Origin of the sequence: Thalassoroseus pseudoceratinae (assembly GCF_011634775.1) — a bacterium.
GTDB classification, from domain to species: domain Bacteria; phylum Planctomycetota; class Planctomycetia; order Planctomycetales; family Planctomycetaceae; genus Thalassoroseus; species Thalassoroseus pseudoceratinae.
In genome coordinates this window covers 351,032-371,709 of record NZ_JAALXT010000006.1, presented here as the reverse complement: position 1 = coordinate 371,709, position 20,678 = coordinate 351,032, and the positions used below count along the sequence as shown (strand labels likewise).

24 protein-coding genes are annotated in these 20,678 nt (G+C 56.3%); 12 read left to right on the top strand and 12 right to left on the bottom strand.

The genetic code is table 11. The annotated features are described in order from the left end of the window. Positions 1 to 72: 72 nt before the first annotated feature. Genes G6R38_RS22040 through G6R38_RS22030 form a run of 3 tightly spaced genes read right to left on the bottom strand, consistent with a single transcriptional unit; the run spans position 73 to position 4,854 of the window. A complete protein-coding gene (locus G6R38_RS22040; protein WP_166830933.1) occupies positions 73 to 2,046 on the bottom strand; it encodes a SpoIIE family protein phosphatase in 1,974 nt (657 codons plus the stop codon). 14 nt (positions 2,047 to 2,060) lie between these two features. Next, positions 2,061 to 3,899, bottom strand: coding sequence for a mu-protocadherin- cell-suface protein (locus tag G6R38_RS22035; RefSeq protein WP_166830932.1), 1,839 nt, complete (start codon positions 3,897 to 3,899; stop codon positions 2,061 to 2,063). 1 nt (position 3,900) lies between these two features. Beyond that, the gene (locus tag G6R38_RS22030; RefSeq protein ID WP_166830931.1) at positions 3,901 to 4,854 is read right to left on the bottom strand and encodes a YybH family protein; all 954 of its coding nucleotides are present in this window, start codon (positions 4,852 to 4,854) and stop codon (positions 3,901 to 3,903) included. Positions 4,855 to 5,034: 180 nt separating this feature from the next. Here G6R38_RS22030 and G6R38_RS22025 point away from each other — a divergent pair, with 180 nt between their 5' ends. Genes G6R38_RS22025 through G6R38_RS22015 form a run of 3 tightly spaced genes read left to right on the top strand, consistent with a single transcriptional unit; the run spans position 5,035 to position 7,320 of the window. Beyond that, positions 5,035 to 5,433 (top strand): hypothetical protein, encoded by a 399-nt coding sequence (locus tag G6R38_RS22025; RefSeq protein ID WP_166830930.1) that lies wholly within the window; start codon positions 5,035 to 5,037, stop codon positions 5,431 to 5,433. Positions 5,434 to 5,452: 19 nt separating this feature from the next. After that, positions 5,453 to 6,079 (top strand): molybdenum cofactor guanylyltransferase, encoded by a 627-nt coding sequence (gene mobA / locus G6R38_RS22020; RefSeq protein WP_166830929.1) that lies wholly within the window; start codon positions 5,453 to 5,455, stop codon positions 6,077 to 6,079. Further along, positions 6,076 to 7,320: a molybdopterin molybdotransferase MoeA gene (locus tag G6R38_RS22015; protein ID WP_206028675.1), complete on the top strand. Its 1,245-nt coding sequence runs from the start codon at positions 6,076 to 6,078 to the stop codon at positions 7,318 to 7,320. The genes mobA and G6R38_RS22015 overlap by 4 nt, the downstream gene beginning before the upstream one ends. Here the strand turns inward: G6R38_RS22015 and G6R38_RS22010 are convergent. Continuing rightward, positions 7,311 to 7,748 (bottom strand): hypothetical protein, encoded by a 438-nt coding sequence (locus G6R38_RS22010; RefSeq protein ID WP_166830928.1) that lies wholly within the window; start codon positions 7,746 to 7,748, stop codon positions 7,311 to 7,313. The genes G6R38_RS22015 and G6R38_RS22010 overlap by 10 nt on opposite strands. A 553-nt stretch (positions 7,749 to 8,301) precedes the next feature. On the opposite strand from G6R38_RS22010, the gene G6R38_RS22005 reads away from it, so the two are divergent. The 4 genes from G6R38_RS22005 (at position 8,302) to G6R38_RS21990 (ending at position 10,250) form a co-directional block, all read left to right on the top strand. Then, the gene (locus G6R38_RS22005) at positions 8,302 to 8,538 is read left to right on the top strand and encodes a Sec-independent protein translocase subunit TatA/TatB (protein WP_240928331.1); all 237 of its coding nucleotides are present in this window, start codon (positions 8,302 to 8,304) and stop codon (positions 8,536 to 8,538) included. A gap of 51 nt (positions 8,539 to 8,589) precedes the next feature. Then, positions 8,590 to 8,907 carry a Sec-independent protein translocase subunit TatA/TatB gene (locus G6R38_RS22000; RefSeq protein WP_166830927.1) on the top strand — a complete coding sequence of 106 codons (318 nt, stop codon included), beginning with the start codon at positions 8,590 to 8,592 and terminating at the stop codon, positions 8,905 to 8,907. Between the two features lie 143 nt (positions 8,908 to 9,050). After that, on the top strand, positions 9,051 to 9,455 hold the full coding sequence (locus G6R38_RS21995; protein WP_166830926.1) for a YbaN family protein: 405 nt from the start codon (positions 9,051 to 9,053) through the stop codon (positions 9,453 to 9,455). A gap of 102 nt (positions 9,456 to 9,557) precedes the next feature. Beyond that, positions 9,558 to 10,250, top strand: coding sequence for an NAD(P)-dependent oxidoreductase (locus G6R38_RS21990; protein WP_166831077.1), 693 nt, complete (start codon positions 9,558 to 9,560; stop codon positions 10,248 to 10,250). A gap of 139 nt (positions 10,251 to 10,389) precedes the next feature. Here G6R38_RS21990 and G6R38_RS21985 read toward each other — a convergent pair whose 3' ends face one another. Both G6R38_RS21985 and modA read right to left on the bottom strand, forming a co-directional pair. Continuing rightward, positions 10,390 to 11,229 carry an ABC transporter permease gene (locus G6R38_RS21985; protein ID WP_166830925.1) on the bottom strand — a complete coding sequence of 280 codons (840 nt, stop codon included), beginning with the start codon at positions 11,227 to 11,229 and terminating at the stop codon, positions 10,390 to 10,392. Continuing rightward, entirely contained in the window at positions 11,226 to 12,071 is an 846-nt protein-coding gene (gene modA, locus G6R38_RS21980) for a molybdate ABC transporter substrate-binding protein (protein ID WP_166830924.1), read from the bottom strand. Before modA ends, G6R38_RS21985 begins: the two co-directional genes overlap by 4 nt. A gap of 173 nt (positions 12,072 to 12,244) precedes the next feature. On the opposite strand from modA, the gene G6R38_RS21975 reads away from it, so the two are divergent. After that, a complete protein-coding gene (locus G6R38_RS21975; RefSeq protein ID WP_166830923.1) occupies positions 12,245 to 12,607 on the top strand; it encodes a DUF2237 family protein in 363 nt (120 codons plus the stop codon). A 13-nt stretch (positions 12,608 to 12,620) separates the two neighbouring features. On the opposite strand, the gene G6R38_RS21970 is transcribed toward G6R38_RS21975, so the two are convergent. The 3 genes from G6R38_RS21970 to G6R38_RS21960 form a co-directional block, all read right to left on the bottom strand. Beyond that, a complete protein-coding gene (locus G6R38_RS21970; RefSeq protein ID WP_166830922.1) occupies positions 12,621 to 13,037 on the bottom strand; it encodes a hypothetical protein in 417 nt (138 codons plus the stop codon). 82 nt (positions 13,038 to 13,119) lie between these two features. Continuing rightward, positions 13,120 to 13,353 carry a hypothetical protein gene (locus G6R38_RS21965; protein ID WP_166830921.1) on the bottom strand — a complete coding sequence of 78 codons (234 nt, stop codon included), beginning with the start codon at positions 13,351 to 13,353 and terminating at the stop codon, positions 13,120 to 13,122. Positions 13,354 to 13,409: 56 nt separating this feature from the next. Continuing rightward, on the bottom strand, positions 13,410 to 14,384 hold the full coding sequence (locus G6R38_RS21960) for a S1 family peptidase (protein ID WP_166830920.1): 975 nt from the start codon (positions 14,382 to 14,384) through the stop codon (positions 13,410 to 13,412). Between the two features lie 88 nt (positions 14,385 to 14,472). On the opposite strand from G6R38_RS21960, the gene G6R38_RS21955 reads away from it, so the two are divergent. From G6R38_RS21955 to folK, 3 genes are all read left to right on the top strand, one after another. Beyond that, the gene (locus G6R38_RS21955) at positions 14,473 to 15,297 is read left to right on the top strand and encodes an SDR family oxidoreductase (protein ID WP_166830919.1); all 825 of its coding nucleotides are present in this window, start codon (positions 14,473 to 14,475) and stop codon (positions 15,295 to 15,297) included. Between the two features lie 128 nt (positions 15,298 to 15,425). Continuing rightward, complete coding sequence (gene folB / locus G6R38_RS21950; RefSeq protein ID WP_166830918.1) at positions 15,426 to 15,791, top strand: dihydroneopterin aldolase; 366 nt, start codon at positions 15,426 to 15,428, stop codon at positions 15,789 to 15,791. A 22-nt stretch (positions 15,792 to 15,813) separates the two neighbouring features. Beyond that, positions 15,814 to 16,332, top strand: a complete 519-nt coding sequence (gene folK / locus G6R38_RS21945) for a 2-amino-4-hydroxy-6-hydroxymethyldihydropteridine diphosphokinase (RefSeq protein ID WP_166830917.1) — start codon at positions 15,814 to 15,816, stop codon at positions 16,330 to 16,332. An 83-nt stretch (positions 16,333 to 16,415) separates the two neighbouring features. Here the strand turns inward: folK and G6R38_RS21940 are convergent, their stop codons facing one another. The 3 genes from G6R38_RS21940 to G6R38_RS21930 all read right to left on the bottom strand — a co-directional run bounded on the left by G6R38_RS21940 (position 16,416) and on the right by G6R38_RS21930 (position 19,085). Next, entirely contained in the window at positions 16,416 to 17,336 is a 921-nt protein-coding gene (locus G6R38_RS21940) for a DUF1559 domain-containing protein (protein WP_166830916.1), read from the bottom strand. Between the two features lie 140 nt (positions 17,337 to 17,476). Continuing rightward, the gene (locus G6R38_RS21935; RefSeq protein ID WP_166830915.1) at positions 17,477 to 17,938 is read right to left on the bottom strand and encodes a DUF2946 family protein; all 462 of its coding nucleotides are present in this window, start codon (positions 17,936 to 17,938) and stop codon (positions 17,477 to 17,479) included. Between the two features lie 34 nt (positions 17,939 to 17,972). Beyond that, positions 17,973 to 19,085: a DUF1570 domain-containing protein gene (locus tag G6R38_RS21930; RefSeq protein ID WP_166830914.1), complete on the bottom strand. Its 1,113-nt coding sequence runs from the start codon at positions 19,083 to 19,085 to the stop codon at positions 17,973 to 17,975. A 212-nt stretch (positions 19,086 to 19,297) separates the two neighbouring features. Between G6R38_RS21930 and G6R38_RS21925 the strand changes: the two genes are divergently transcribed. Beyond that, positions 19,298 to 20,647: a DUF1501 domain-containing protein gene (locus G6R38_RS21925; protein ID WP_166830913.1), complete on the top strand. Its 1,350-nt coding sequence runs from the start codon at positions 19,298 to 19,300 to the stop codon at positions 20,645 to 20,647. Positions 20,648 to 20,678: the final 31 nt, after the last annotated feature.

Here is a 20,678-nt window from a genome sequence, read left to right as displayed (position 1 = left end):
TGATGGGTTTGTTTCGAACCGAGTTCCAAACGGCGAATGGGGATCGATGGGAATCGCTCGGCGGTCGCTCGGTCATGGCTGCGTAAACTTGACGAGTACGAATGTGATATCGTCGTCTTGCTGGGCTTGCCCGCGGAAGGTCGCTAAATCCTCCGTGATTCGGGACGCGATTTCATCGGCGGACTTCGCGGCGTGGGCACGCATCGATTCACAGATACGCTCCTTGCCGTACTGCTCACCGGCGGCGTTAGGGCTTTCCCACAGTCCATCGGTGGCCACCAAAACGAGCGTTCCCGGTGGCAAATCGGTCCGCTTCATTTCCCGGTAAGACTCACCGCTGACCAACCCCAACGGCAAACCGCCGACATCTTCGAGTTCGATGAACGAATCGGTGTTCGGAAAATAGACGAGCGGCAAGTCATGCCCGGCGCTGGCCATGCGGACGCGGCGTGTCGCTGGGTCCACGAGGAGTAGGACCATCGTCATGAAACGTTCACCGCCGGTGTCTTCGACGAGCAAATTGTTGATGTGCGTGAGCCAATTGCCGAGGGAGTTTTCGTCTTCCGCTCGACTCCGCAGAATGCCTCGAACGGTCGCCATCAACAAAGCAGCCGCCACGCCATGCCCCATCACATCACCGAGCACCACCACGAGTTCATCGGAATCCGTTTCGGAGACTTCAAGAAAATCGTAGTAATCCCCGCCGGTTTCGTCGCAGTATGTGCTGTGACCGGCGACTTCGAGCCCTGGAACTTGGGGCACCGATGACGGCAACAATTTTTGTTGAATCTCCATCGCCAATGACAACGAATGTCGTAGACGCATACGGTCCTTGAGTGCGAGCGACATTTGATTGAGTTCCCGCGAGAGCTGCTCAAACTCCCGGTGACCGCGGACTTCGACGGCATGATCGAGGTTCCCTTCGCCAATCGTTCGCACGGCATCAGCAATTTCCGTGACCGGCCGCACCAAGGTCCATGCCGCCCAAATTCCCAGAGCCAGTGTTGCCAACACGACCAGTCCACCGATCAACCAGGCTTGTCGTCGCAGATCCGACACGCCAGCCATGATTTCTTCGTTCGGAACAATTACCGTGAGCGTCCAATTCAGACCCCAGGGATCGCCAAGGGGCCGAGTTTCGACGCGATACTCCTGCCCTGAGATTTCGAGAAACTGCTTCTCGACGAAGTGTTCCGAGGAATGGGTTTCCATCGCTTTTGCAACGCTGGAGATCAGCGGATCTGCGGAATCACTGGCGAGTATCCGTTTGCCATCCGCACTGACGACAACCGCATCGGCTGATGTGCCGAGCAATCGCCGGTCGGCGTCCATGAGGACTGCTTGTCCCGTCTCGAACACGGGTGTCTGAGCGAGGAATCGGGAGACATCGGTCAGGCTGATGTCGGACTCGATAACGCCGACGAGATCGTTGTTGTCATTGAAAATCGGTCGGGCGTACGCGATCCCTAACGTTGTCTGACCACCGTTTCCCCGCACCCACGAATACGGTTCACTCCAAGTCGGTCCACCAACTGTAACAACGGCTTGATACCACGGACGTTGACGCGGATCGTAAACGTAGGTGCTAATCTGCTCGCCGACAGTGCCGGACTCGGACACCCGATATTCGATCAACTCCCCGTTGGTTTCTTCGTCGAGGATCGCGTATTCGTATCCTTTTTCACCGGGGTAGCGGATCATCCAGGTGGCGTCTCCTTGCGTGTTCCCGAAGGTCACGGAATTGATTTCCGGGAATGCTTGGAGATAGTCGAACAACTCCGGTCGCCAACGCCGAGGTTGGTCCGCGGGTAACTCGCCCGAGGTGATTTTCAACGCCGCATGGCCGGTCGCGAGAACGGCATTTTCGAGATAGGAGTTGACGGTTTGCTCGACGCGATCGGTGGTCTGATCGAGAACTTGCCCGGCCAACGTTTGCAAAAGACGACCAGCTTGCCAAGTGGCCACCCATGTGAGCGCAACGGCAACGACAAACACCGGCACCAGCAACATGGCTGGTGCCGTGTGGCGAATCGAAAAGGATTTCACAGGAGTTACTTCAGTTAGTTGGACGTGTTTGCGGAGTTCGCGTCGGAACCGTCATCGGTGTTGGAATCAGCATCTGACTCAGGGTCTTCCAATCGCACCAACAACCAGTCCTCCACGCGATCGGTTCCGAAATGAACCAGCACGGGGACATCGTCTTGAGTCAGGTTGTAGAGACCGGTTTCGACGATGACATCGTCACTCTCGCCGATTCGCATGGCAACCCGTTGAGTTTCCTTATCAACTTGGCCTTGGACGCTCACCGCTTCGTCGGTTTGATCGTTGTAGAGCGTTCCACTGATGATGCCGGTCTTGGACACCGCGAGTTGAATTGCTCGACTCGGTTTTGCTTCCTTTTCGTTGCTTGAAACGGCGAATGTTCCTAACGGCATCCATTCGGTTTGTTCGGCTTCTTCCTGCGAAGCCGGTGGTTCGACCGTGGCGAGTGCGGCGGCGGATTGTGCGAATTCATCGGCTGTCGCGACTTGCTCACCGTTGATATACACACTGTTGTCCTGATAGACCACGTTGCCGCCGGTTCCGTAATCGTAGTAGATCGGTTCTGCCCAAACCGCTGGGGGAGCCGACCATGTGAACCAATTCACCGTCGCCGCGAACGTGGGAACGGTCCACCAGTAAGACCACGGATAGCGGTTGAATCGGTAACCGTAATGCCAACCCGCCCACCGATGCGCGTGCCGATCCCACCATCCCCGATTGAACCAACCACGTGCATAACCACGGAACCAAGAACTACGTCGGAAGTAGTCGCCACGGTTATGCCAATACCGCATACGATCGGGATGGCGCGTGCCGTAGTTTCGGAGTCCGCCGATCTGGTTCGACCAACGATTGTTGATCGAGTTGATGCGGTTGCGATCAATGTTCACCCAGGAGGGGCGATTATTGATGACACGATTGCCACCGACATTGATCTTTCCAATGTTGATGTTCGTGCGATCCCCGCGATTGCCGGACCCAATGTTGAGATTGGTTCGGTCTCCAAAGTCGGTGACACGATTGTCTCGGTCCGTGATCCGGTTGTTTCGGTTCCCGAAGTCGGTGACGCGGTTGTCTCGGTCACCGATACGATTATTGCGGTCGCCGATGTTGATGTCCGGTCGCCGATCTCCGAATTCGCCATCCGGTTTCAATGGGCGATCCATGCCGAGAAAATCCCCGAGTTGTCCGGCGGATGGCCGGTTTCCGCTTCCCGGTCGATTCTCGAACGCCGGCCGATCAATCACACCAGGTCGGTCTCCGATGTTCGGTCGATCACCAATATTGGGACGATCTCCGTTACCCGGTCGATTGATCCCGCCGGGACGGTCCCCAATGTTGGGTCGGTCCCCAATGTTGGGTCGGTCGCCGAGGTTTGGCAGGCTGGGGCGGTTTCCGATGTCTGGCCGATTGATGTTGCCTGGCAGTGTGGTTGGACGCGAAGGACGATCTGGCCGATTCGAGCCAATGTTGCCTGGCAGCGTCGTGGGGCGATTAGATGGATTGAATCCACCGCTGGGGCGTTCAAAAGACGGCCGTGTTGTGGGACGGCTGATACTGGGACTTGAGGGAATTCGCTGGCTGAAGTTGCCTCGCGAACTTCCCAAGCTTGGTGAACTCGGTCGGGACGACGGACGGTAATTGCTGATACTGCGACCGCCGCCACCTTGGAAACCACCACTGCGGATACCGCCTCCGCCACCACTACGGAACCCGCCACCACCTCCGCGGAACCCACCGCCTCCGCCTCCACGAAAACCGCCACCTCCGCCACCACGGCCACGCAGTCCGAAGGCGTGGACGTCGGTCGGGAGAAGGAGTGACAAGCCGACTAGCAATGCAATTCGAAGTGTCATGTTATTTCTCCTCGTCAGCAGTTGAGTCGCCGGATTCGGGAAGCACGTCGACTGTTTCATCGGTCGCGGCAGTTGATTCTGCAACGCGACTGACCTTCACCGCGGACTTGGTCGGTTGGGGCGTGCCGCCAATGGAGTGGCCGATCAATTGGATTTCGATCGTGTCCTCATCTTGAGACGTCATGACGAATGTGCCCGATGCTTTCCGACCATCGGCGAGTGTTTGGGTGGTTTGCACCAACCAATCATCATCGTTCCTCGACCACGTGCCACTGCCGAAACTTCCGTCGAGATTGAACGTCCACGAGCGAATTTGCTGCGTGTTCGCGTCCCAACCGATCACTTGGGTCCCTTGTCGACGGGCATCGTCGGATTGAACGATGGTGAAAGACCGAACCAAGAACGCTCCGCCGGGAGCCCAGCGGGTGACGGTTCGCACGGTGTGATCTTCCGCGACATCTTCCCAAGTTCCGACCAGCCATGCCAAGTCGGCTAACGCTTCACTGGCGGATTGCGGTGTGGGCACTGCGGATTCGGTCACGGACTGAAACACCCAACCCGCGTCCTCTTTCACCAGAAGCATTTGAAATTGGGTCTCGAGCGGATCAGTTCCCGGCACGAAGATGCTGCTGAGGCCATCCACGATCGCGATGTCGGATTTGATCATCCGAACGTCGTCAATTGTGACCGCCATCCGTGTTTCTGGGTTGGCCTTCAGTGTGTCTTGAATGCTCTTGGCAATCGCATCGTGACCGACGGACTTCTCGCCGGTGCTGTGATCGGTGTAGCTGACATCTTCGGCCCAGAATTTCTTGACCGTGGCGGCGTCGTGTTCGTTGAACGCCTTCACATACTTCGCGATTGTTTTCCGGACATCCGCCTCCTCGGCCGATGAAACCGCACACACTCCAAACACCGCCACGCAAAGCAATTGAATTCGCAACAACCGTTGCATAAGACAAACCTCTCCTCTTAGGTTTTGGGGGATCACGACAGGCCCAACTCAACTCTACCGTGGGCGTGCGTCTTGGACCAGTTCGTGAGAGATTCCGGTGAAAAAACGTCCTCCGCTTGACGCTCCGACTGAGATGCGTTGGAATACTCGCGTTCGATCCAATCTTCGAGGATGAGGGCGATGAGTCAGTTACTTGAGAGTTTGCGACAACTGTTAGTGGCGGTTTGGAACGTCGTTCAATCGCTGCTGGGCGTGTTCGAACCAAATTTGGGACTGTGGCTGTTCCTGGCGGCGTGGATCGGGTACTTCCTGTTCGCCGTCAACTGGGTGGCACTCCGACGCGTGATGCTCTCCGGCGGTTGGGTGGGTGTTTTGCTGTTGGCGTTGGTCTCGATTTTGGTCTGGGGTTCGGTTGATCCCGCGACGCAACCGCATGAAATCTTTGGTCTGCAACTGTCGAACTACGTCGGCAAGACGGTCTACGTGACCGTGCTGCTCTGCATCATGCTGGTGTGCGGTTCGGTGCAATTGGCGAATCCCGCTCGAACGGATGTCGATATCGCAGGTTACGAGGAGTAAGTTCCAAGAGGTGGTGGGCATGTCGGATCGGCAGCGTTCGCAATTTGGCGGAATCGTGCTTTGCGGCGGACGCAGCCAGCGGATGGGGCGTCCCAAATTGAGTCTGCCGTTCGGTGACGAAACCATGTTGGGACGAGTTGTCCGCGTGCTGAGCGAAGTCGTCACGCCGATTGTGGTCGTGGCGGCGGTCGATCAGGAATTACCGACGCTCCCAAGCGATGTCATCATCACACGCGACGAACAACCCGATCTCGGTCCGCTTGCCGGTTTGGCCGCCGGTCTGAAGGCGTTGCCAACCGGAACTCCGGCGGCGTATGCCTCATCCTGCGATGTCCCACTGCTGAAACCGGAATTCATCTCGTACTTGGTGAACCGCTTCGGCGATGCTGACGTGCTGATGCCGCGAGAGGGGAAGTTTCATCATCCGTTGGCCGGTGTGTATCGTAGCACGTTGGAGCCAACGATCCGCGAAATGCTCGCGCATGATCAACGTCGACCAGTCGGGTTGTTGGAACGGTGTCGTTCGGTGACAATCGACGTGGACGAACTGCGGGCCGTCGATTCCGAACTCGATTCTCTCCGAAACACAAACACGCCCGAGGAATACCACGCCGCGTTGATGCGGGCGGAACGGGATGATTCATGACCGAACCAACATCGAACCCGAACGACGTGCGGATGCGGGGGTTTGCTCAGCGGGCTCGGGTCGAAGATGCGTGGACGTGGATTGCGAACAGTGCCGAAACGCTGGGCTCCGAAACGGTTCCATTGGCGGAGGCAACCGGTCGCGTGTTGGCGGATGCGGTGATCGCTCCGTTGAATGTGCCGGCGTTCGATCGCTCGGCGATGGACGGTTACGCGGTACGGGCGGACGAAACCGACGGTGCCGCCGACTACACCCCGCTGACGCTCAAAATTCTTGGCGAATCCCTACCGAATCAACCGTTCGCAGGGGAAGTCACACGGGGAACCGCTGTGCGAATCATGACGGGAGCCCCGGTGCCAACCGGAGCCGACGCCGTGCTGCCGGTGGAGTATGCCAGCGAACGGGAAGGGCAATTGGAGCTGACAACCACCGTGCCACCGGGCAAACACATCGGGCGAGTCGGTGAAGATGTGAAAGCCGGTACGGAACTGCTGCCGTTCGGGCGTCGTCTGCGACCGCAAGACGTGGGCGTTTTGGCTTCGGTGGGGTTGCCGGAAGTGTCGGTCGTACGCCGACCGACCGTGCGAGTCCTCATCACTGGCAACGAATTGGTTCAGCCGGGACAATCGCGGGGAGAACACCAAATCTTCGAAGCGAATTCTCATCTGCTGCGAGGATTGATCGAGCGGGACGGGGCGGTGTTGGAGTCCGTGCGGCTGTTGCCCGACGACCGAGACGCCATCCGCAACGGTTTGATTGACCCCGGTGCGGACGTGCTGTTGGTCTCCGGCGGATCGAGCGTGGGCAAAGAAGACCATGCCCCGTCATTGGTGCAGGAAGTCGGCACACTCGACATTCACGGCGTTGCCATGCGACCGTCGAGTCCCGCGGGAATGGGGCGAATCGGCGAAGCGTTTGTGTTCCTGCTGCCCGGAAACCCGGTGTCGTGTCTCTGTGCCTACGACTTCTTCGCCGGGCGAACGATTCGAAATCTCGGCGGCTGGAACACCGAATGGCCCTACACTCGCCAGACAGGAACGTTGACCAAAAAAATCGTGTCGATGGTCGGTCGAGTGGATTATTGCCGTGTGGTCATTCAAGATGGTCGCGTTACGCCGTTGGCAGTGAGTGGGGCATCGATTCTGTCTTCAACGACTCGGGCAAATGGTTTCGTCATCGTTCCCGGCGAACACGAAGGCTATGCCGCCGAGACCGAAGTGACCGTCTTTCGTTACGACTGACCGAATCGCTGAACGGTTTGATCCAGCTTGATGACCGTCTCGCCAAGTTCCTGGTTCTTTGCACTCGCCAACGCAGCTTGGTTGGCCGCCGACATCAGGCGTTTGTGGAGACGTTGAATCTCTTGGCCGATGCGTTCCTCGAAGTCTCTCATCTCGCTACGCGAGATCTTGGGAAGCGTCTTCGATTCGGCACTCAGTTGATTCAGCTCGGAAATCACGTCTTCCAAGGTCTCGATTGCGGTGTCGGTGTCTTCGACACTGTCCACGTTTTCGAGGGCAATCGCCGCTCGTTCCAAAGCTCCGACGTAGCGTTCACCGAATTCGTTGGTTTGACGGACGGCGTCGGGGTTGGACGCGGTTTGGCATCCCCACACGACTACAAGGAAAGTTGTCAGCAAAATCGCATGTCGCGAGGTGTTCCGTGGCATGGTCATAATCCGAATGGGTTGATCGACGGAGGAGAGAACTTCTCATCAAGGTAGCCGTCGGGAAATATCTCTGACGAGTGAGAAACCGGCGTGCATCGGGAAAATCACCGAGCACGGGCCGTTTGCTCGATCTGTCCGCGTTGCGGCATTTTTCGGTGAAGCACCGGTCGTTCAATTCGTTCCGGGAGGTGGGTTTTCGGCATCATCTCGATGCAGTTGTTAGTCCGGTTTGGAAATTTTCAGGAAATCGTTGACAGCCGATTTTGCTTAGTTATGATTGCAATTGACCTCCGCTCATCCTCCCTGCTTAACGCGGGCTTTTGAGTGGGCACAAGACAATTGCCGTTTTTCCTTGATCAACGAGTATCGTTGACGAGTGGACAAAACGAGTCGTCCCGCCCCTCGCCCGCGATCGTGCTTGCCAGGTTTGCCTTCTTGTTGGATGATCCGTTTTCTCACTCGGTGATATCCGGGATTCGGCTGTTGACTTCCCTCCCATAAATTCCATGTGTGACGTTAGTTACGCATCCAATTTCCGTGAAGGATTCGAGAAATGACAACCTTACTCACCGCTGCCACGTCTCAGTCACTCCCCGCCATGATTGGTATGCCGGGGCCATTCGAGTTGGCCATCATTGGGGGAATCGTGCTGCTGCTGTTCGGGAGCCGCTTGCCATCCGCGATGCGGAATTTGGGCCAAAGTGTCAACTCGTTCAAGAGAGGCCTGAAGGAAGATGACGAAGAAAAGAAGGTTGCTGAACAAGAAGAACTCAGCGATCAAACCAAGTAGTTCGTCTTTCCACCGGTTCACGCACTTCGATTCGTCAAGGAAACTCGTGTTATGACCAGTCCAGTTCTGGCCCAATTTGGTGGCATTGGCCCGATGGAAATGATGATCGTTGCGGTCATCGGGTTGTTGCTCTTCGGAAAGCGACTGCCAGAAGTCGCCAAAAGTATGGGGCAAGGCCTACGGGAATTCAAAAGTGGCATGAGCGGCTTCCAAGACGAGGTCCACCGCACCGCCTATTCCGATTCTTCCAGCAGTAGTAGTCGACGACCACTGCCCGAGGAAGAACGTGCGGAAGTGACCGCCCCCAAGTTCGAGCCCCCCACATCCGCTCCCCAAGCTGACGACGAAAACAGCAACGAGAACGCCTGAACAAGAACCCCCTGGCAAGTGGCATTGGCCGGGGGCAATCCCGGTCTCCTGCTGGGCAAACATGCCAGCAATTCATCGTCAGCAACCTAGGCTTAGGCTAGTCTTCGTATTGCCTCGCACGTTCGCATGTCATGCTGTGATTAATGCATCGAATCGTCTTGACATCTATCGGACTAGTCTCGCTGGCGCTGGGATTCCTCGGAATCATTCTGCCCTTGTTGCCGACGACGCCGTTCCTGCTATTGTCGGCCTCTTGTTTCTGCCGAAGTTCGCCGAGGCTCTACAAATGGCTGATGAATCATCCGTGGTTTGGACTCTACATTCGAAGTTATCGCGAAGTTCGAGCAATCCCGTTCCGAGCCAAGGTCATCGCCGTTAGTTTGCTAGTCGTGACAATCGGATATCTAGTCCTCTTTACGAGCATCTATTGGCTCATCAAAGTCGCCGCGTGCACTGTTGCTCTGATTGTGACCATCCATATCCTTAGGCTCAAAAGTTTGACTAGCGAGATGGTCAATGACATGAATCAAAGCAACGAACTAAGCTAGGCAGAGGAAGTCTAAGACGCTTCGTTTGCTAGTATGCAAGCGGATGTTCGGCGGTCTCGAATCAACTGACTTTAAAGACGTACAGCCCAGACAGGAAACATGATGAAAGTATGTATTGTTGGGGCGTCTGGGAAACTAGGTCGGTATATGGTCCAGCATTGTTTGGATCGCGACTACGAAGTCGTTGGTGTCTGCCGGCCCCGCAGTGTCAAGAAACTCGATGAGTACCAAGATCGAATTCAGATCATTCCCGGATTCACCAATGACCGTGAAGTCATCAAGCAAGCGGTTGCGGGTTGTGACGGTGTGCTGACCGTGCTAGCTCCTTGGGGGGTGAATGATTATTCGTCTGGGACAGCACAAGCCGTGATGGATTTCGCCGAACCGAATGCTCGGCTAGTTTTCTCTTGCGGTTGGCATATTTCCAAGGACGGCCAAGACGTTTACTCAAAAAAGTTTCTGGTCGCGGTCAGCGTCATTGGGTGGATCGTCAAAGCTTTGCGACTCGTTGATCTCAACGATCAAGTTGTGGCTTGTCGCAATATCTTTGCGAGTGATCAGCGATGGACGGTGGTTCGTGGAAGTGACCTTGAGGAAGGTGAAAGCCAAGGACTGCCAATGTGGAGTCAGCATATCGGTGATCCCATTCTCAAGAGCAATCTGACTCGTCGAATCGACTTTGCATTGTTCATGGTGGAAGCCCTTACAAACGATTCCCTCGTGCATGAAGCACCTGCAATTGTCGGCTGCCAAACTCCATCCGCGTTAGAATATCAGAGCCAAAAGACTTCCTAGAGTTACGCAGTGTGACCGCCAAACCGTATTGCTGTCTTCTATGTTCGCGGCGGATGCCAAAACGAGAACTGGTCAAATGCTAGCTGTGCAAGTTTCTAGAGTGCCGATGATGGCTAAGATCTTGCGGCAATAGGGTGACTTAAGTCGTCAAATCGCGACGGCCCCACATGCGGGTGAGCATGAGGACGATAACCGCTGCAAAGACCATAATGAGAGAAACGGCAACGGCGGCTTGAAGGTTGCCAATCGAGAGTTCTAGGAAAATCGTGGTCGACAAAACTTCTGTTTTGTATCGCGTCGCGCCGGCAAAGACGAGCAGGGGCCCGAACTCTCCTAATGCACGTGCCCAGGCTAAGGTTCCGGCGGTCAGGATACCGGGCCACGCTTCCGGGAATGTCACCATTCCAAATGCTTGTGCACGCGTGCAACCGAGTGTCAACGCGACTTGTTCGCGCCGTGGATCAAGATTATCGAAAGTGCTTCGCATTGTTCGCACCGCAAATGCCGCCGAGACGACAAATTGCGCGAGGATGACGGCGGGTGTTTGATAGACAATGTAGCGGTTGAACCACGCGAACGGTGGGAACTGGAACAAAATCAGCAAACTCAAGCCGACGACCAACGGCGGTAACACAATCGGGATGTCGAGCAGGGCATCGACAAAGTCGCGGCCGGGAAATCGACACCGTGACATCACATAGCCCACGGGGACCGCGACCCACAGAGACAAGATGGTTGTGATTGTGCAGGAGAGCAAACTCAGGCGAATCGAAGCGCGAATTTCCGGTCGGTTAAGTGCATCGACGATTGCCGACCCAGCCGATTCATTCTCCCGGGCGGCATTGGTCATATAGGCGAAGTCGGCGATGATCAATCCGCTGAGAAACAGCACGTAAGTCCCTGCAACCACTCCGAGAATCGCGAAGAAGATCCAATCGGTTCGGGTGCGAATCGATGTATTGTTCGGCGAATCGGTCATGGCGCACCGTTTTCGATCGGCCCCCAGCCGAGTTCTTGGAAGACCCGCAAACCGTGTTGCTTGTCGGAAAGGAACCGAGCGAACTGGCGGGCCGATTCAGGATGTTCGGAGTGCGTTACGGTGCCGAGTGTGATGGTGGCAAGTCCCACGTCGAGTTCCGGGATTCGGACGGCTTCCAGATCGGGGTATTGTCGAGCAATCGTATTCCAGACGATACCAGCGTCAACGCTGCCAATCTGCACGGCGTTGGCGACCTCGGGAACGGTTGGAAGATATGTGCCATGATCCGTCACCGCTGACGCAATTTCGGTCCAATGACCCGATTGTTCGAACAATGCCCGCGTTTTCTGTCCGATGGCCGCCAGTTCCGGGTTTCCGATAGCGAGGAAAACATCGTCACGGGCGAGGTCCGCGATGGTTGTGATGTTTTTGGGGTTGCCTTTGACGATCAAAATGACCGGTTTCTGTGTGGCGATGGAAAACGCTTCATCGACGAGTTGTCTTTGCATGGCCTGCTCGATGTACGTTTCATCCGCCGCCAGATACAAGTCGCCGCGACGGGAGACTTCCAGTTGGTTCAGCAGAGTATCGGAACCGGCCCAATTGGTTTCGATGCGGACGGGATGTCGCTTTTCGTATGCCGAGATGAGTTGGTTCATCGGCATTCGACAACCGGCGGCACAATGCAAGTACAGCGTTGTCACGGGAGAATCTGTTGAACCAGCCGTTGGTCGCGTGGGGCTTGAGTTCATCAAGAGCCCGATCAACCCGACCAAGATGACTGCGGAACAGACGAAGCTGACCGCGAGTCGATTCGGTGGCAATAAGTGGCGATCAAACATCAGGGGTACTTGTGGTCGTTGCGGCGGGAAGCATGAATGATCCTATCGGGTTCGGGTTGCGTTTTCGACTGTCACGGACGCAAGATCGAAGCGAACACTTTACAACCTGACGATCAATTCGTTAATCAACCGATGTCACGACCGCTCTCACGCCGGAATTTAGGAGTACAACGATGCCCGCCAAAAATGTTTTGGGAGGCGAACTGCAAACATGTAGCAAAGACCCTCTGACCGGATTCTTCCGCGACGGCTGTTGCAACACGGGGAAAGACGATCTCGGCTTGCACCTGGTCTGCACCCGTGTGACGCAAGAGTTTCTAGAGTTTTCCGCGATGCGGGGCAACGATCTGATCACGCCCAATCCGATGTACCAATTTCCGGGTTTGAAGCCGGGCGATCAGTGGTGCGTTTGTGCGTTGCGATGGAAAGAGGCGTTCGAAGCAGGTTACGCCGCTCCAGTCGTGTTGGATGCGACGCACATTTCCGTGCTCGAGTATGTCGATCTGGCCGATTTGGAAGCCAACGCCGCGACCTAACGGATTCGATTGCTCATTGGGGCGGGCCAAGTTGCAGTTCGAAAAGCGTGTCTTCATCCGGCGACTGTTGAGGATGGGTGACTTGCGGGACCGGTTCCGGGAGTTGCGGCTTCAGCGAGTTCCAGAGCAACGTGAGACCGACTCCACCGCCAACTCCACTTGCGAGCAGACCGGCTCCCAACAACGCGGGCCAAATTCGTGACGGGCTGCGTCGTGGTGGCAAATGCTGATGATGATCGCCGATATGGATCATGTCGGAACTCTCCGAGTCAGCAGGTGAGCGGTAATCCGAGCCGAAGTTGCGGCGATTGTGAGCATCCACCGCCGCTCGGTCCATCGCCAAAATTTGGTGATTGTCCTGCAAATCTTTGGCTTCGCCGGCGAGTCGCATTTTGCCGTAGTCGTTGAGGAGTTGCTCGATCCATGACATGACGGGTTCTCAATTGAATGGAAAAACGGCGTGAGCCGGTTCGTGAAACACGTCCCGACTCCGCCGTGAATTGCCGATCAACCTATGCGGGCTGATTCTGGACGCTGCGATGCTGCACGATTTCTCGGGCAACTCCACTGGTCCGCACATCTTGCATCGCCTGGGCTTCCCGAACGCTGATCTTCTCCTTCGATTCCAAATACGCCAGCCGCGTTTGCTCGGCGATGTTCGCAGAGGCATCTGCCTGACGTTGTGCACCATTGAGTGCATGCGTCACCATCATTTCCGCCGTCACACTTCCCAATTCAATCGGCATCTTCCACTCCTTCTGGGTTAGTACAGGAACTGTCATCAAACGAGGGTTTGGTGGCGTTATTGACGTCTCGGTATCAGTCGTAGTTGGATCGGTTCACCGAGTCGGTATTTGGCTTCGGATTGGATTGTCCCGTTTGGTGTAAGCACCTGGACGGGGATTTGAATGTTCTCAAGTTGTTGCAAGCGTTGTTCGATTGGCTCCAAATCGTGCGATGAGACTTCCGCGAGCGTCGCTTTCATGGCATTCAATTCGGACTCCAACGTCTGTAGTCGCTTGGCGAGTTGAGCGAGATACTCTTGGCAATGGCAGGTCTCCGATGGTCTGCGGGACGATACGTATGGTCGTGGATACGCTGGCAAGTGGGTGTGTCGTCCGGTGGGGGGATCGGCTTGGAACGTGGAGCGAATCAACTGACGAACGGCGTTGGCATCGGTTGCGAGCGTGAACGTGGGATGACGCACGGGAGCGGTGGCAAAAATCACGGCGGTGAGTTCCGCCCGTGCATTGAACACGCCTCCGCCGGAATCACCTGGCCGTGATGGGGTCGCCACGGTGAGAATCTGACTTCCCCATTGCGTTCGCATGACGTGGCTTGTACGACGGTGAAGAGTTTCTCCGCCTGGGAATCCGGCCAGTGTGACGGACTCGTTCGCAGCGGACATGGTCTTGGCGAGCGATACGGTTTGGAGCTGTTGATCGGTCAACGTCACACCGATCAGGGCGAGATCGTGTTGTCCGTCTGAGATCCCCAAAACCGTTGCTTGAGTCCATTTTCCGTGAATGTCGAGTTCAATCTTTCGTGGGTTCCCTCGCACGGCATGGGCCGCCGTTACCAAGATTTCTTTGCCAGCGTTGTAATGACCGATGGCCACCGCCGACGCATACGCTGTGGTGACACGACACGATTGCCCCACGCATTCCGACGAGACGATCCGTACGCGGTAAACCGCTTCCGATCCATCGGATGCCAGTCCGCAAGTGGTGTCGAGCAACAAGATCGACAGACCAAACCATTGAGCGAGTCGGTGCATCGCGGGGGTCCTCCTGATTGGCACATGACGTTCGTTGGCAACGAGTGTTGCACTCACTCAATACGTGAACCGGTGCGCGGGCTTCGTCATGGTTGGACATTCGCCCCGCCGTCGCTACAACTTGGGTGTTGTAAACCGACTGAAACAGGCATGGGGAACACAAAACATGGAGTTGGCAGAACGGACCGCTGTTGTCACTGGTGGAGCGATTCGGTTGGGCAGGGCGATGGCATTGCGATTGGCCAAGGCCGGCATGAATATCGTTGTGCATTACGGTCACTCCGCTGAGGAAGCCGAGCAAACCTGCGGTGAGATTCGCGAACTCGGAGTTCAAGCCGTCAGTGTGCAAGCGGATTTGATGCAACCCGAATCCGCCGCCGAGACAATCTTCTCCACCGTTGAAAGTGAGTTGGGTGGAGCGGATGTGCTGATCAACAGTGCTGCGATCTTTGAGCCAGCGCGGCTTGCCGACACGACGGGGGACCTGTTCGACCGTCACATGCAGATCAATCTCAAATCACCGTTTTTCCTGGCGAAGCGGTTTGCTGACGGATTGCAGAACCGAACGGAGGCCGCGATCGTGAACATCGCCGATTGGCGGGCGACCCATCCCGATCCGAACTATTTGGCATACACGCTGACCAAGTCGGCGTTGGTTTCGTTGACGGAAGGTTTGGCGAAGGATTTGGCTCCGCGTGTGCGAGTGAACGCGATCGCTCCTGGTGCAATTCTGCCGCCGCCAGGAGGGAGTGAAGCAGAATTCGAGAAACGCGGCGCGAACAATTTGCTCGGTCACACTGGCACTGCGGACGACATTGCCGAGGCGGCGGTGTATCTGCTGGAATCGGATTTCATCACCGGTCATTTACTGATGGTCAATGGTGGCGAACACTTGAAGTCCCCGAGGACATAGACGATGTTGCCAACACTCGCGTTTTTCGTACGAACATCCAGCAAACTCGTGAATTGGCAAGTTGAAGCCACTGGTCGATCCGCTTCGCAGTGGCGAAACCGTCGCGAACACCCCACAATGGACGCACTATGACCGATCGCATTCTCGTCAAGGACCTCCTCCTGCGAACGATCATCGGCATCAATGACGATGAGCGTGTCAATCAGCAGGATGTGGTGATCAATCTCGTGATGCACGCCGACACGCGATCCGCCGCACGCACCGACGACATCGCCGAAGCGGTCAATTACCGATCGGTGACAAAAGACGTGATTGACCTCGTGGAGAATTCGGAGTTTCTGTTGGTCGAGCGAATGGCGGAAGAGATTGCTCAACTGTGTTTGGCCGACAGTCGCGTCGAGCGTGTGGAAGTGACTGTCGAGAAGCCGACGGCGTTGCGGTTTGCCGCTTCGGTCGGTGTTTCAATCGAACGCACACAAGCCGACCGTCGCTGATACGGTGAATGAAGGGGTGACGATGAACCGCGTCTATCTGGGGCTGGGATCGAACATCGACCCGGAAACCAACTTGCCGAACGCGGTTCTTGAATTGCAGAAGTATGGGCGGATTGCGGCTGTCTCACGGGTCTGGGAAACGAAGCCGGTGAATTGCCCCGGCAGTCCCGAGAACTTCCTCAATGCAGCTGTGTTGTTGGAGACATCGCTATCTGCGATTGCGGTTCGATTGGAAGCCATCGCCGCCATCGAATCCGGACTCGGCCGCGTTCGCGACCCCGCCAACCGCAATGCCCCGCGGACAATCGACATCGACGTCGCGTTGTTCAACGACGAAATCCTGCAAATCGAACACCGTCCCGTTCCCGATCCCGCCATTGTAAAGCATGCGTACTTAGCGATCCCGCTTGCGGAGTTGGACCCGAACTTCAAACATCCCCAAACCGGTGAAACGCTCGCGGAAATCGCCGCCGGTTTCGATCATGAGACAGAAGGCGTGTTTCCCAGTTCGCATGTCGATCTGGAAACGCTGCTCCCATGATTGTGCTTGCTCTGCAGTGGACGTAGAAAAAGTCCGCCGGACGTCACCGGCGGGCTTTCGAAGTCGATTGACTTGGAGTTCGATTAATAATCGCCGACAACTTCGCCGCCCGCTCGGGTTGCGAGGGCTTGGTACACGGTGAGGTCGATGGAATCACTGACGAAGCGAACGCGACCATCACCATAGGCAAAGTGGACGCCGCCGGTGTGGTTGCTGCTGAAGTCGTCCAAGTGACCGACGGGATCATTCGGGGCGTGGTCCGCAATGCCGAGAATCCGTGAGAAGGCTTCTTCACCTTCCGGGACCACACCGGCCCAAGTCGAATGCCAAGGCGGGGAGGCGTTCGGGTTCGTCTTGCGTTGGCCAACCATGAACGTGTTGCTGGCTCCGTCGGTCATGTCGCGGAAGGCAATCTTGCTGTTGTGGAAGAACACGCCATCGCTCATGCATGCTTGGCCGACGGAAAGCCCTTCGCAATCGTGTAGTTCCAGCGTTCCGAAGTTGCCCACAAAGTTCGCGGTGGCCAACGTTGCGAGAACCGTGCCTGGGCTGCCTTCTTCTTCGATCTCCCACGTGTCGTTCGAAGGATCGGACGGCGAGCGGAAGGTGTCTAGCGGGGTGGCGAGGATCGTGGCGTTGGCGGGATCGTTGATCGGAAGGTTGAAGTTGATCAGATCATACAAGTTGTTTTGCTCAAGTTGCGGCAGAATGAACGTTGCCCAACCCCAACCGTTGAGTCCTTCCACGTCGGCCCGCCCGGTGCTGGCTTCATAGCCAATCCAACCCGGGGGGAACGAGAGATTCGTGTCGTGATAGTTGTGCAATCCCAAAGCGACTTGGCGAAGGTTATTCCGTGTTTGCGTGCGGCGAGCCGCTTCCCGCGCTTGTTGCACGGCTGGCAACAACAAAGCAATCAGAATCGCAATAATCGCGATGACAACCAACAGTTCGATCAATGTGAAACCGCGACGCGCACGCGTCCGGCTTGAAAGCGGTGAAAACATGCGTAGCTCCCGTCTGAAGTTCGCGCATCGGCGAACCCGAAAATAGAAAATAAGTCCGCGAAGAAGTAACCGTACGACATCGGGACGCGTCGTGATGACGACACAACCCAGGTGACATTCGTGATCGAGCGAATCGAACGTCAGACGGTGGGCGGAGCACGGGAGCGAAACCGTAGCGGTGGCAGTTTCGATGGTTGCGAGCTTGAGACGAGTTCCGTCGTCGTCACCAGTTGAACATTGGCCGAGATCGAAGCCAACGCCGTGACCATCGGCACATGCGCGATCACCTGGCAAACGGCACAGTCGTCATCATGATCGGGACAATGACGGTGTGGTAACGTCGGAGTTTCGGAATCCGATGCATGAGAGTGCTCACGTGAGCAACTCGAATGCGATGAGTGACCCGCATGCGAGTGCGTAGTCGAAGATTCACCCAACGCGTGATGGTGAGAATGGTCGTGCAATTGCGCTCCGGCGATCGAAGCGAGAAAATACCCGCCCATCGCAACGAAGGATAACAATCGCGAAAACGAACCCATTTTCACAACATAAGCAGAAGGAAAGAAATTGCGTGTGACATTATGGGCAGGAAAGGCCGCCATGGCAATCCGTCGTTTCGAGAAGTTTGGAAAAACTTCAACGAGCTGCCAACCGACGGATGACCCGTAAGAACTCTCGATCCAGCGATTCCAAGTCGTCTCCGAAATACTTCTGGAACACTTGAACATGCTCCTCCGATGAGCGGAACATGAGTGGTTCCAACTTGGCGATCGATTCGAGATACTTCTCGTATTCGTCGCGTTTTTCGTGCATTAGGAAGTACGTCAACGCCCACGCTTCGGCATAGGCATCGGTGGCGATTTTCGGATCGACGAAGCGATCGTTAGTGGCGATCAGCGTTTCGAGCGAGTTTCGGGGGCGGCGTTGGCGAGCGTAATCCAGGAACTGTTGTAATCGGTGTCGATGTCGTAACCCAATTGTCCGTTTTGGGTTGCGAGTTCGTGGGTCAAAGGTTTCAAACTGCATCGCCAAGCCTTCGGTGAACCACAGCGGATTATCCGCGTAGCGAGTGTGAAGTCCGCGATTGAAAGCAATTTGATGGGTTGCTTCGTGAATGATGGTGGCCGCATTCGTTCGCAATGCATTCGCCCGAACCGACCGACTCCGTGAATTCCGCGATAAGTCGTAGAGAATGATGCGGTTCGAACGAGCCGAGTAATACCCCTGACTCTGTGCCGTCACCGGGCCGTTTTCGGCGGTTGCGTATTGGGCGAAATCCTTCTGGTCAGCGAACAAAACGACGGCGAGTGGAAATTCGGATTTCGTGAGCGTGACGGCTTTCGACTCGAATGCTTCTTGGAACGCGGTGTAAAGTCGCTCGAACAGTTGCCCCACGTCGGCGGTGTAATCGCGGTTGGCATCGGAGGCAATGACGTAGTGTTCGGTGGCATGGATGCGAAAGCCGACGCCAAGTTCCGCAAGCATCGCCCGGCCGAGTTCCTCCGCGGTCGCCGATTGAAACTCGCCGACGGTGTCTTTCGACTCCAAGTTTTCACCGGGGACGATGACGATTTCCGCGGTCGGCGTTTGCAACAACATTCCGCCGTCTTGTGCTTCGACCAGAATCCGCCCGGTTGCGGTTGTCGTTGGTTGATCAGCCGCCGTCTGAAACTCCACCTGCACAAGTTCCGCCGCTCGCAACGAGCCAGCGTAGAGAATCACGAAACAGAGACTGAGGATTCGCGTCATGGCATGCACCTTGGGATTTCCACTCTGTTATATCCGATCGACGCCGTCTCAGCACGGTCAAAACGGGCACGGAAAAAACGATGCCGGTTATTGAGGTAATCCTTTACCACAAGGTGTCCATGCGATACGATAGCAGACGTATCGGCGGTTTCCGATAAGATCCTGCCGGCAATTCTCTCACCGTCCTGAGTGATATCAAAAGGACACTTGCCATGCTTCGCGTTGATGCTGGTCGAACGGAATCGTACTGTGACGGAATGAATCGGCGGAGTTTTCTGCAGGTTGGAATGGCCGGTTTGGGGGCATTGTCTTTGCCGAATTTGCTGCGGGCCAAGGAAGCAAGCCGCAACCCCAAAGACACATCGCTGATTCTCTTATGGCTCGATGGCGGACCGAGCCACATGGACATGTACGACATGAAACCGGAAGCGCCGGTGGAGTATCGCGGGATTTGGAACCCGATTCGCACGAACGTCTCGGGTTTCGACATGACCGAGCTGTTCCCGAAACAGGCCCACGTTGCGGACAAGTTTTCCGTCGTGCGGTCTTTGCATCACAACAACGGCGACCACTTCGCCGGCGGACATTGGATGCTCACCGGACGTGGCGGAGCCAGTGGTGCGGACAAGGTCGGCAAGTATCCGTTTTTCGGTTCCATCGTCAGCAAAATGCGTGGGGCCAAACAGCCCGGCGTGCCCGCGAACGTGGCCATTCCCTACGCCATGAGCATCGGCATTCGCCCCGGTTATTTCGGCGGCAACTATCTCGGCGTGCAACACGATCCCTTCCAGACGCAACGCGATCCGAGTCGACCGAACTTCCAGGTTCCGAATCTGAACATGCCCAGCGGAATTTCCGTGGATCGGCTCGGCGACCGCCGTCACTTACTCGCCCAGTTCGATGGGTTGCGACGCGAAACCGACCGCAGCGGCATGATGGACGCGATGGATCGTTTCGAGCAGAACGCCTTTGAGATGGTCACCGGTCCCGCTGCTCGTCAGGCATTCGACATCGAATCCGAAGACCCACGACTCCGCGACAAATACGGTCGCAACACCTGGGGACAAAGCACGCTGCTCGCGCGGCGGTTAGTCGAAGCCGGTTCGACGGTTGTTTCCTGTCACTTCGGCGGTTGGGATCACCACTGGAATCTGCAATCGGGCTACGAGCGAGTTTTGCCGAAGATCGACGCACTCGTCTCCGCTTTGTTCGACGATTTGTCGACACGCGGTCTGCTGGATTCCACCTTGGTCATGCTGTGTGGTGAGTTCAGTCGGACGCCCCGCATGAACGATGGCAGCGGCAACGGCACTCCCGGACGCGATCACTGGGGCAATTCGATGTTCTGCTTGATGGGTGGCGGCGGAATCCAAGGGGGACGTCTGATTGGCTCAACCGACCGACTCGGTGCCGCCCCGCAAGACAATCCCAAACGCCCCGGAGACATCCATCACACCGTCTTCAAAGCCATGGGCGTCGACCCAAACCTTTCATTCCTCAACCACGCCGGCCGTCCCATCGCCGCAATCGACCACGGCAGCGTGATCGAAGAGTTGTTTTAATCCAGTCGCCGCGAGTTGACTCTGAAAGTTC

What these genes read in the sequence shown, in the direction of transcription:
- G6R38_RS22035 (WP_166830932.1), bottom strand. Translation starts at nt 3,899, where the DNA reads ATGACACTTCGAATTGCATTGCTAGTCGGCTTGTCACTCCTTCTCCCG.
- G6R38_RS22030 (WP_166830931.1), bottom strand. Translation starts at nt 4,854, where the DNA reads ATGCAACGGTTGTTGCGAATTCAATTGCTTTGCGTGGCGGTGTTTGGA.
- G6R38_RS22025 (WP_166830930.1), top strand. Translation starts at nt 5,035, where the DNA reads ATGAGTCAGTTACTTGAGAGTTTGCGACAACTGTTAGTGGCGGTTTGG.
- mobA (WP_166830929.1), top strand. Translation starts at nt 5,453, where the DNA reads ATGTCGGATCGGCAGCGTTCGCAATTTGGCGGAATCGTGCTTTGCGGC.
- G6R38_RS22015 (WP_206028675.1), top strand. Translation starts at nt 6,076, where the DNA reads ATGACCGAACCAACATCGAACCCGAACGACGTGCGGATGCGGGGGTTT.
- G6R38_RS22010 (WP_166830928.1), bottom strand. Translation starts at nt 7,748, where the DNA reads ATGCCACGGAACACCTCGCGACATGCGATTTTGCTGACAACTTTCCTT.
- G6R38_RS22005 (WP_240928331.1), top strand. Translation starts at nt 8,302, where the DNA reads ATGACAACCTTACTCACCGCTGCCACGTCTCAGTCACTCCCCGCCATG.
- G6R38_RS22000 (WP_166830927.1), top strand. Translation starts at nt 8,590, where the DNA reads ATGACCAGTCCAGTTCTGGCCCAATTTGGTGGCATTGGCCCGATGGAA.
- G6R38_RS21995 (WP_166830926.1), top strand. Translation starts at nt 9,051, where the DNA reads ATGCATCGAATCGTCTTGACATCTATCGGACTAGTCTCGCTGGCGCTG.
- G6R38_RS21990 (WP_166831077.1), top strand. Translation starts at nt 9,558, where the DNA reads ATGAAAGTATGTATTGTTGGGGCGTCTGGGAAACTAGGTCGGTATATG.
- G6R38_RS21985 (WP_166830925.1), bottom strand. Translation starts at nt 11,229, where the DNA reads ATGACCGATTCGCCGAACAATACATCGATTCGCACCCGAACCGATTGG.
- modA (WP_166830924.1), bottom strand. Translation starts at nt 12,071, where the DNA reads ATGTTTGATCGCCACTTATTGCCACCGAATCGACTCGCGGTCAGCTTC.
- G6R38_RS21975 (WP_166830923.1), top strand. Translation starts at nt 12,245, where the DNA reads ATGCCCGCCAAAAATGTTTTGGGAGGCGAACTGCAAACATGTAGCAAA.
- G6R38_RS21970 (WP_166830922.1), bottom strand. Translation starts at nt 13,037, where the DNA reads ATGTCATGGATCGAGCAACTCCTCAACGACTACGGCAAAATGCGACTC.
- G6R38_RS21965 (WP_166830921.1), bottom strand. Translation starts at nt 13,353, where the DNA reads ATGCCGATTGAATTGGGAAGTGTGACGGCGGAAATGATGGTGACGCAT.
- G6R38_RS21960 (WP_166830920.1), bottom strand. Translation starts at nt 14,384, where the DNA reads ATGCACCGACTCGCTCAATGGTTTGGTCTGTCGATCTTGTTGCTCGAC.
- G6R38_RS21955 (WP_166830919.1), top strand. Translation starts at nt 14,473, where the DNA reads ATGGTTGGACATTCGCCCCGCCGTCGCTACAACTTGGGTGTTGTAAAC.
- folB (WP_166830918.1), top strand. Translation starts at nt 15,426, where the DNA reads ATGACCGATCGCATTCTCGTCAAGGACCTCCTCCTGCGAACGATCATC.
- folK (WP_166830917.1), top strand. Translation starts at nt 15,814, where the DNA reads ATGAACCGCGTCTATCTGGGGCTGGGATCGAACATCGACCCGGAAACC.
- G6R38_RS21940 (WP_166830916.1), bottom strand. Translation starts at nt 17,336, where the DNA reads ATGTTTTCACCGCTTTCAAGCCGGACGCGTGCGCGTCGCGGTTTCACA.
- G6R38_RS21935 (WP_166830915.1), bottom strand. Translation starts at nt 17,938, where the DNA reads ATGGCGGCCTTTCCTGCCCATAATGTCACACGCAATTTCTTTCCTTCT.
- G6R38_RS21930 (WP_166830914.1), bottom strand. Translation starts at nt 19,085, where the DNA reads ATGACGCGAATCCTCAGTCTCTGTTTCGTGATTCTCTACGCTGGCTCG.
- G6R38_RS21925 (WP_166830913.1), top strand. Translation starts at nt 19,298, where the DNA reads ATGCTTCGCGTTGATGCTGGTCGAACGGAATCGTACTGTGACGGAATG.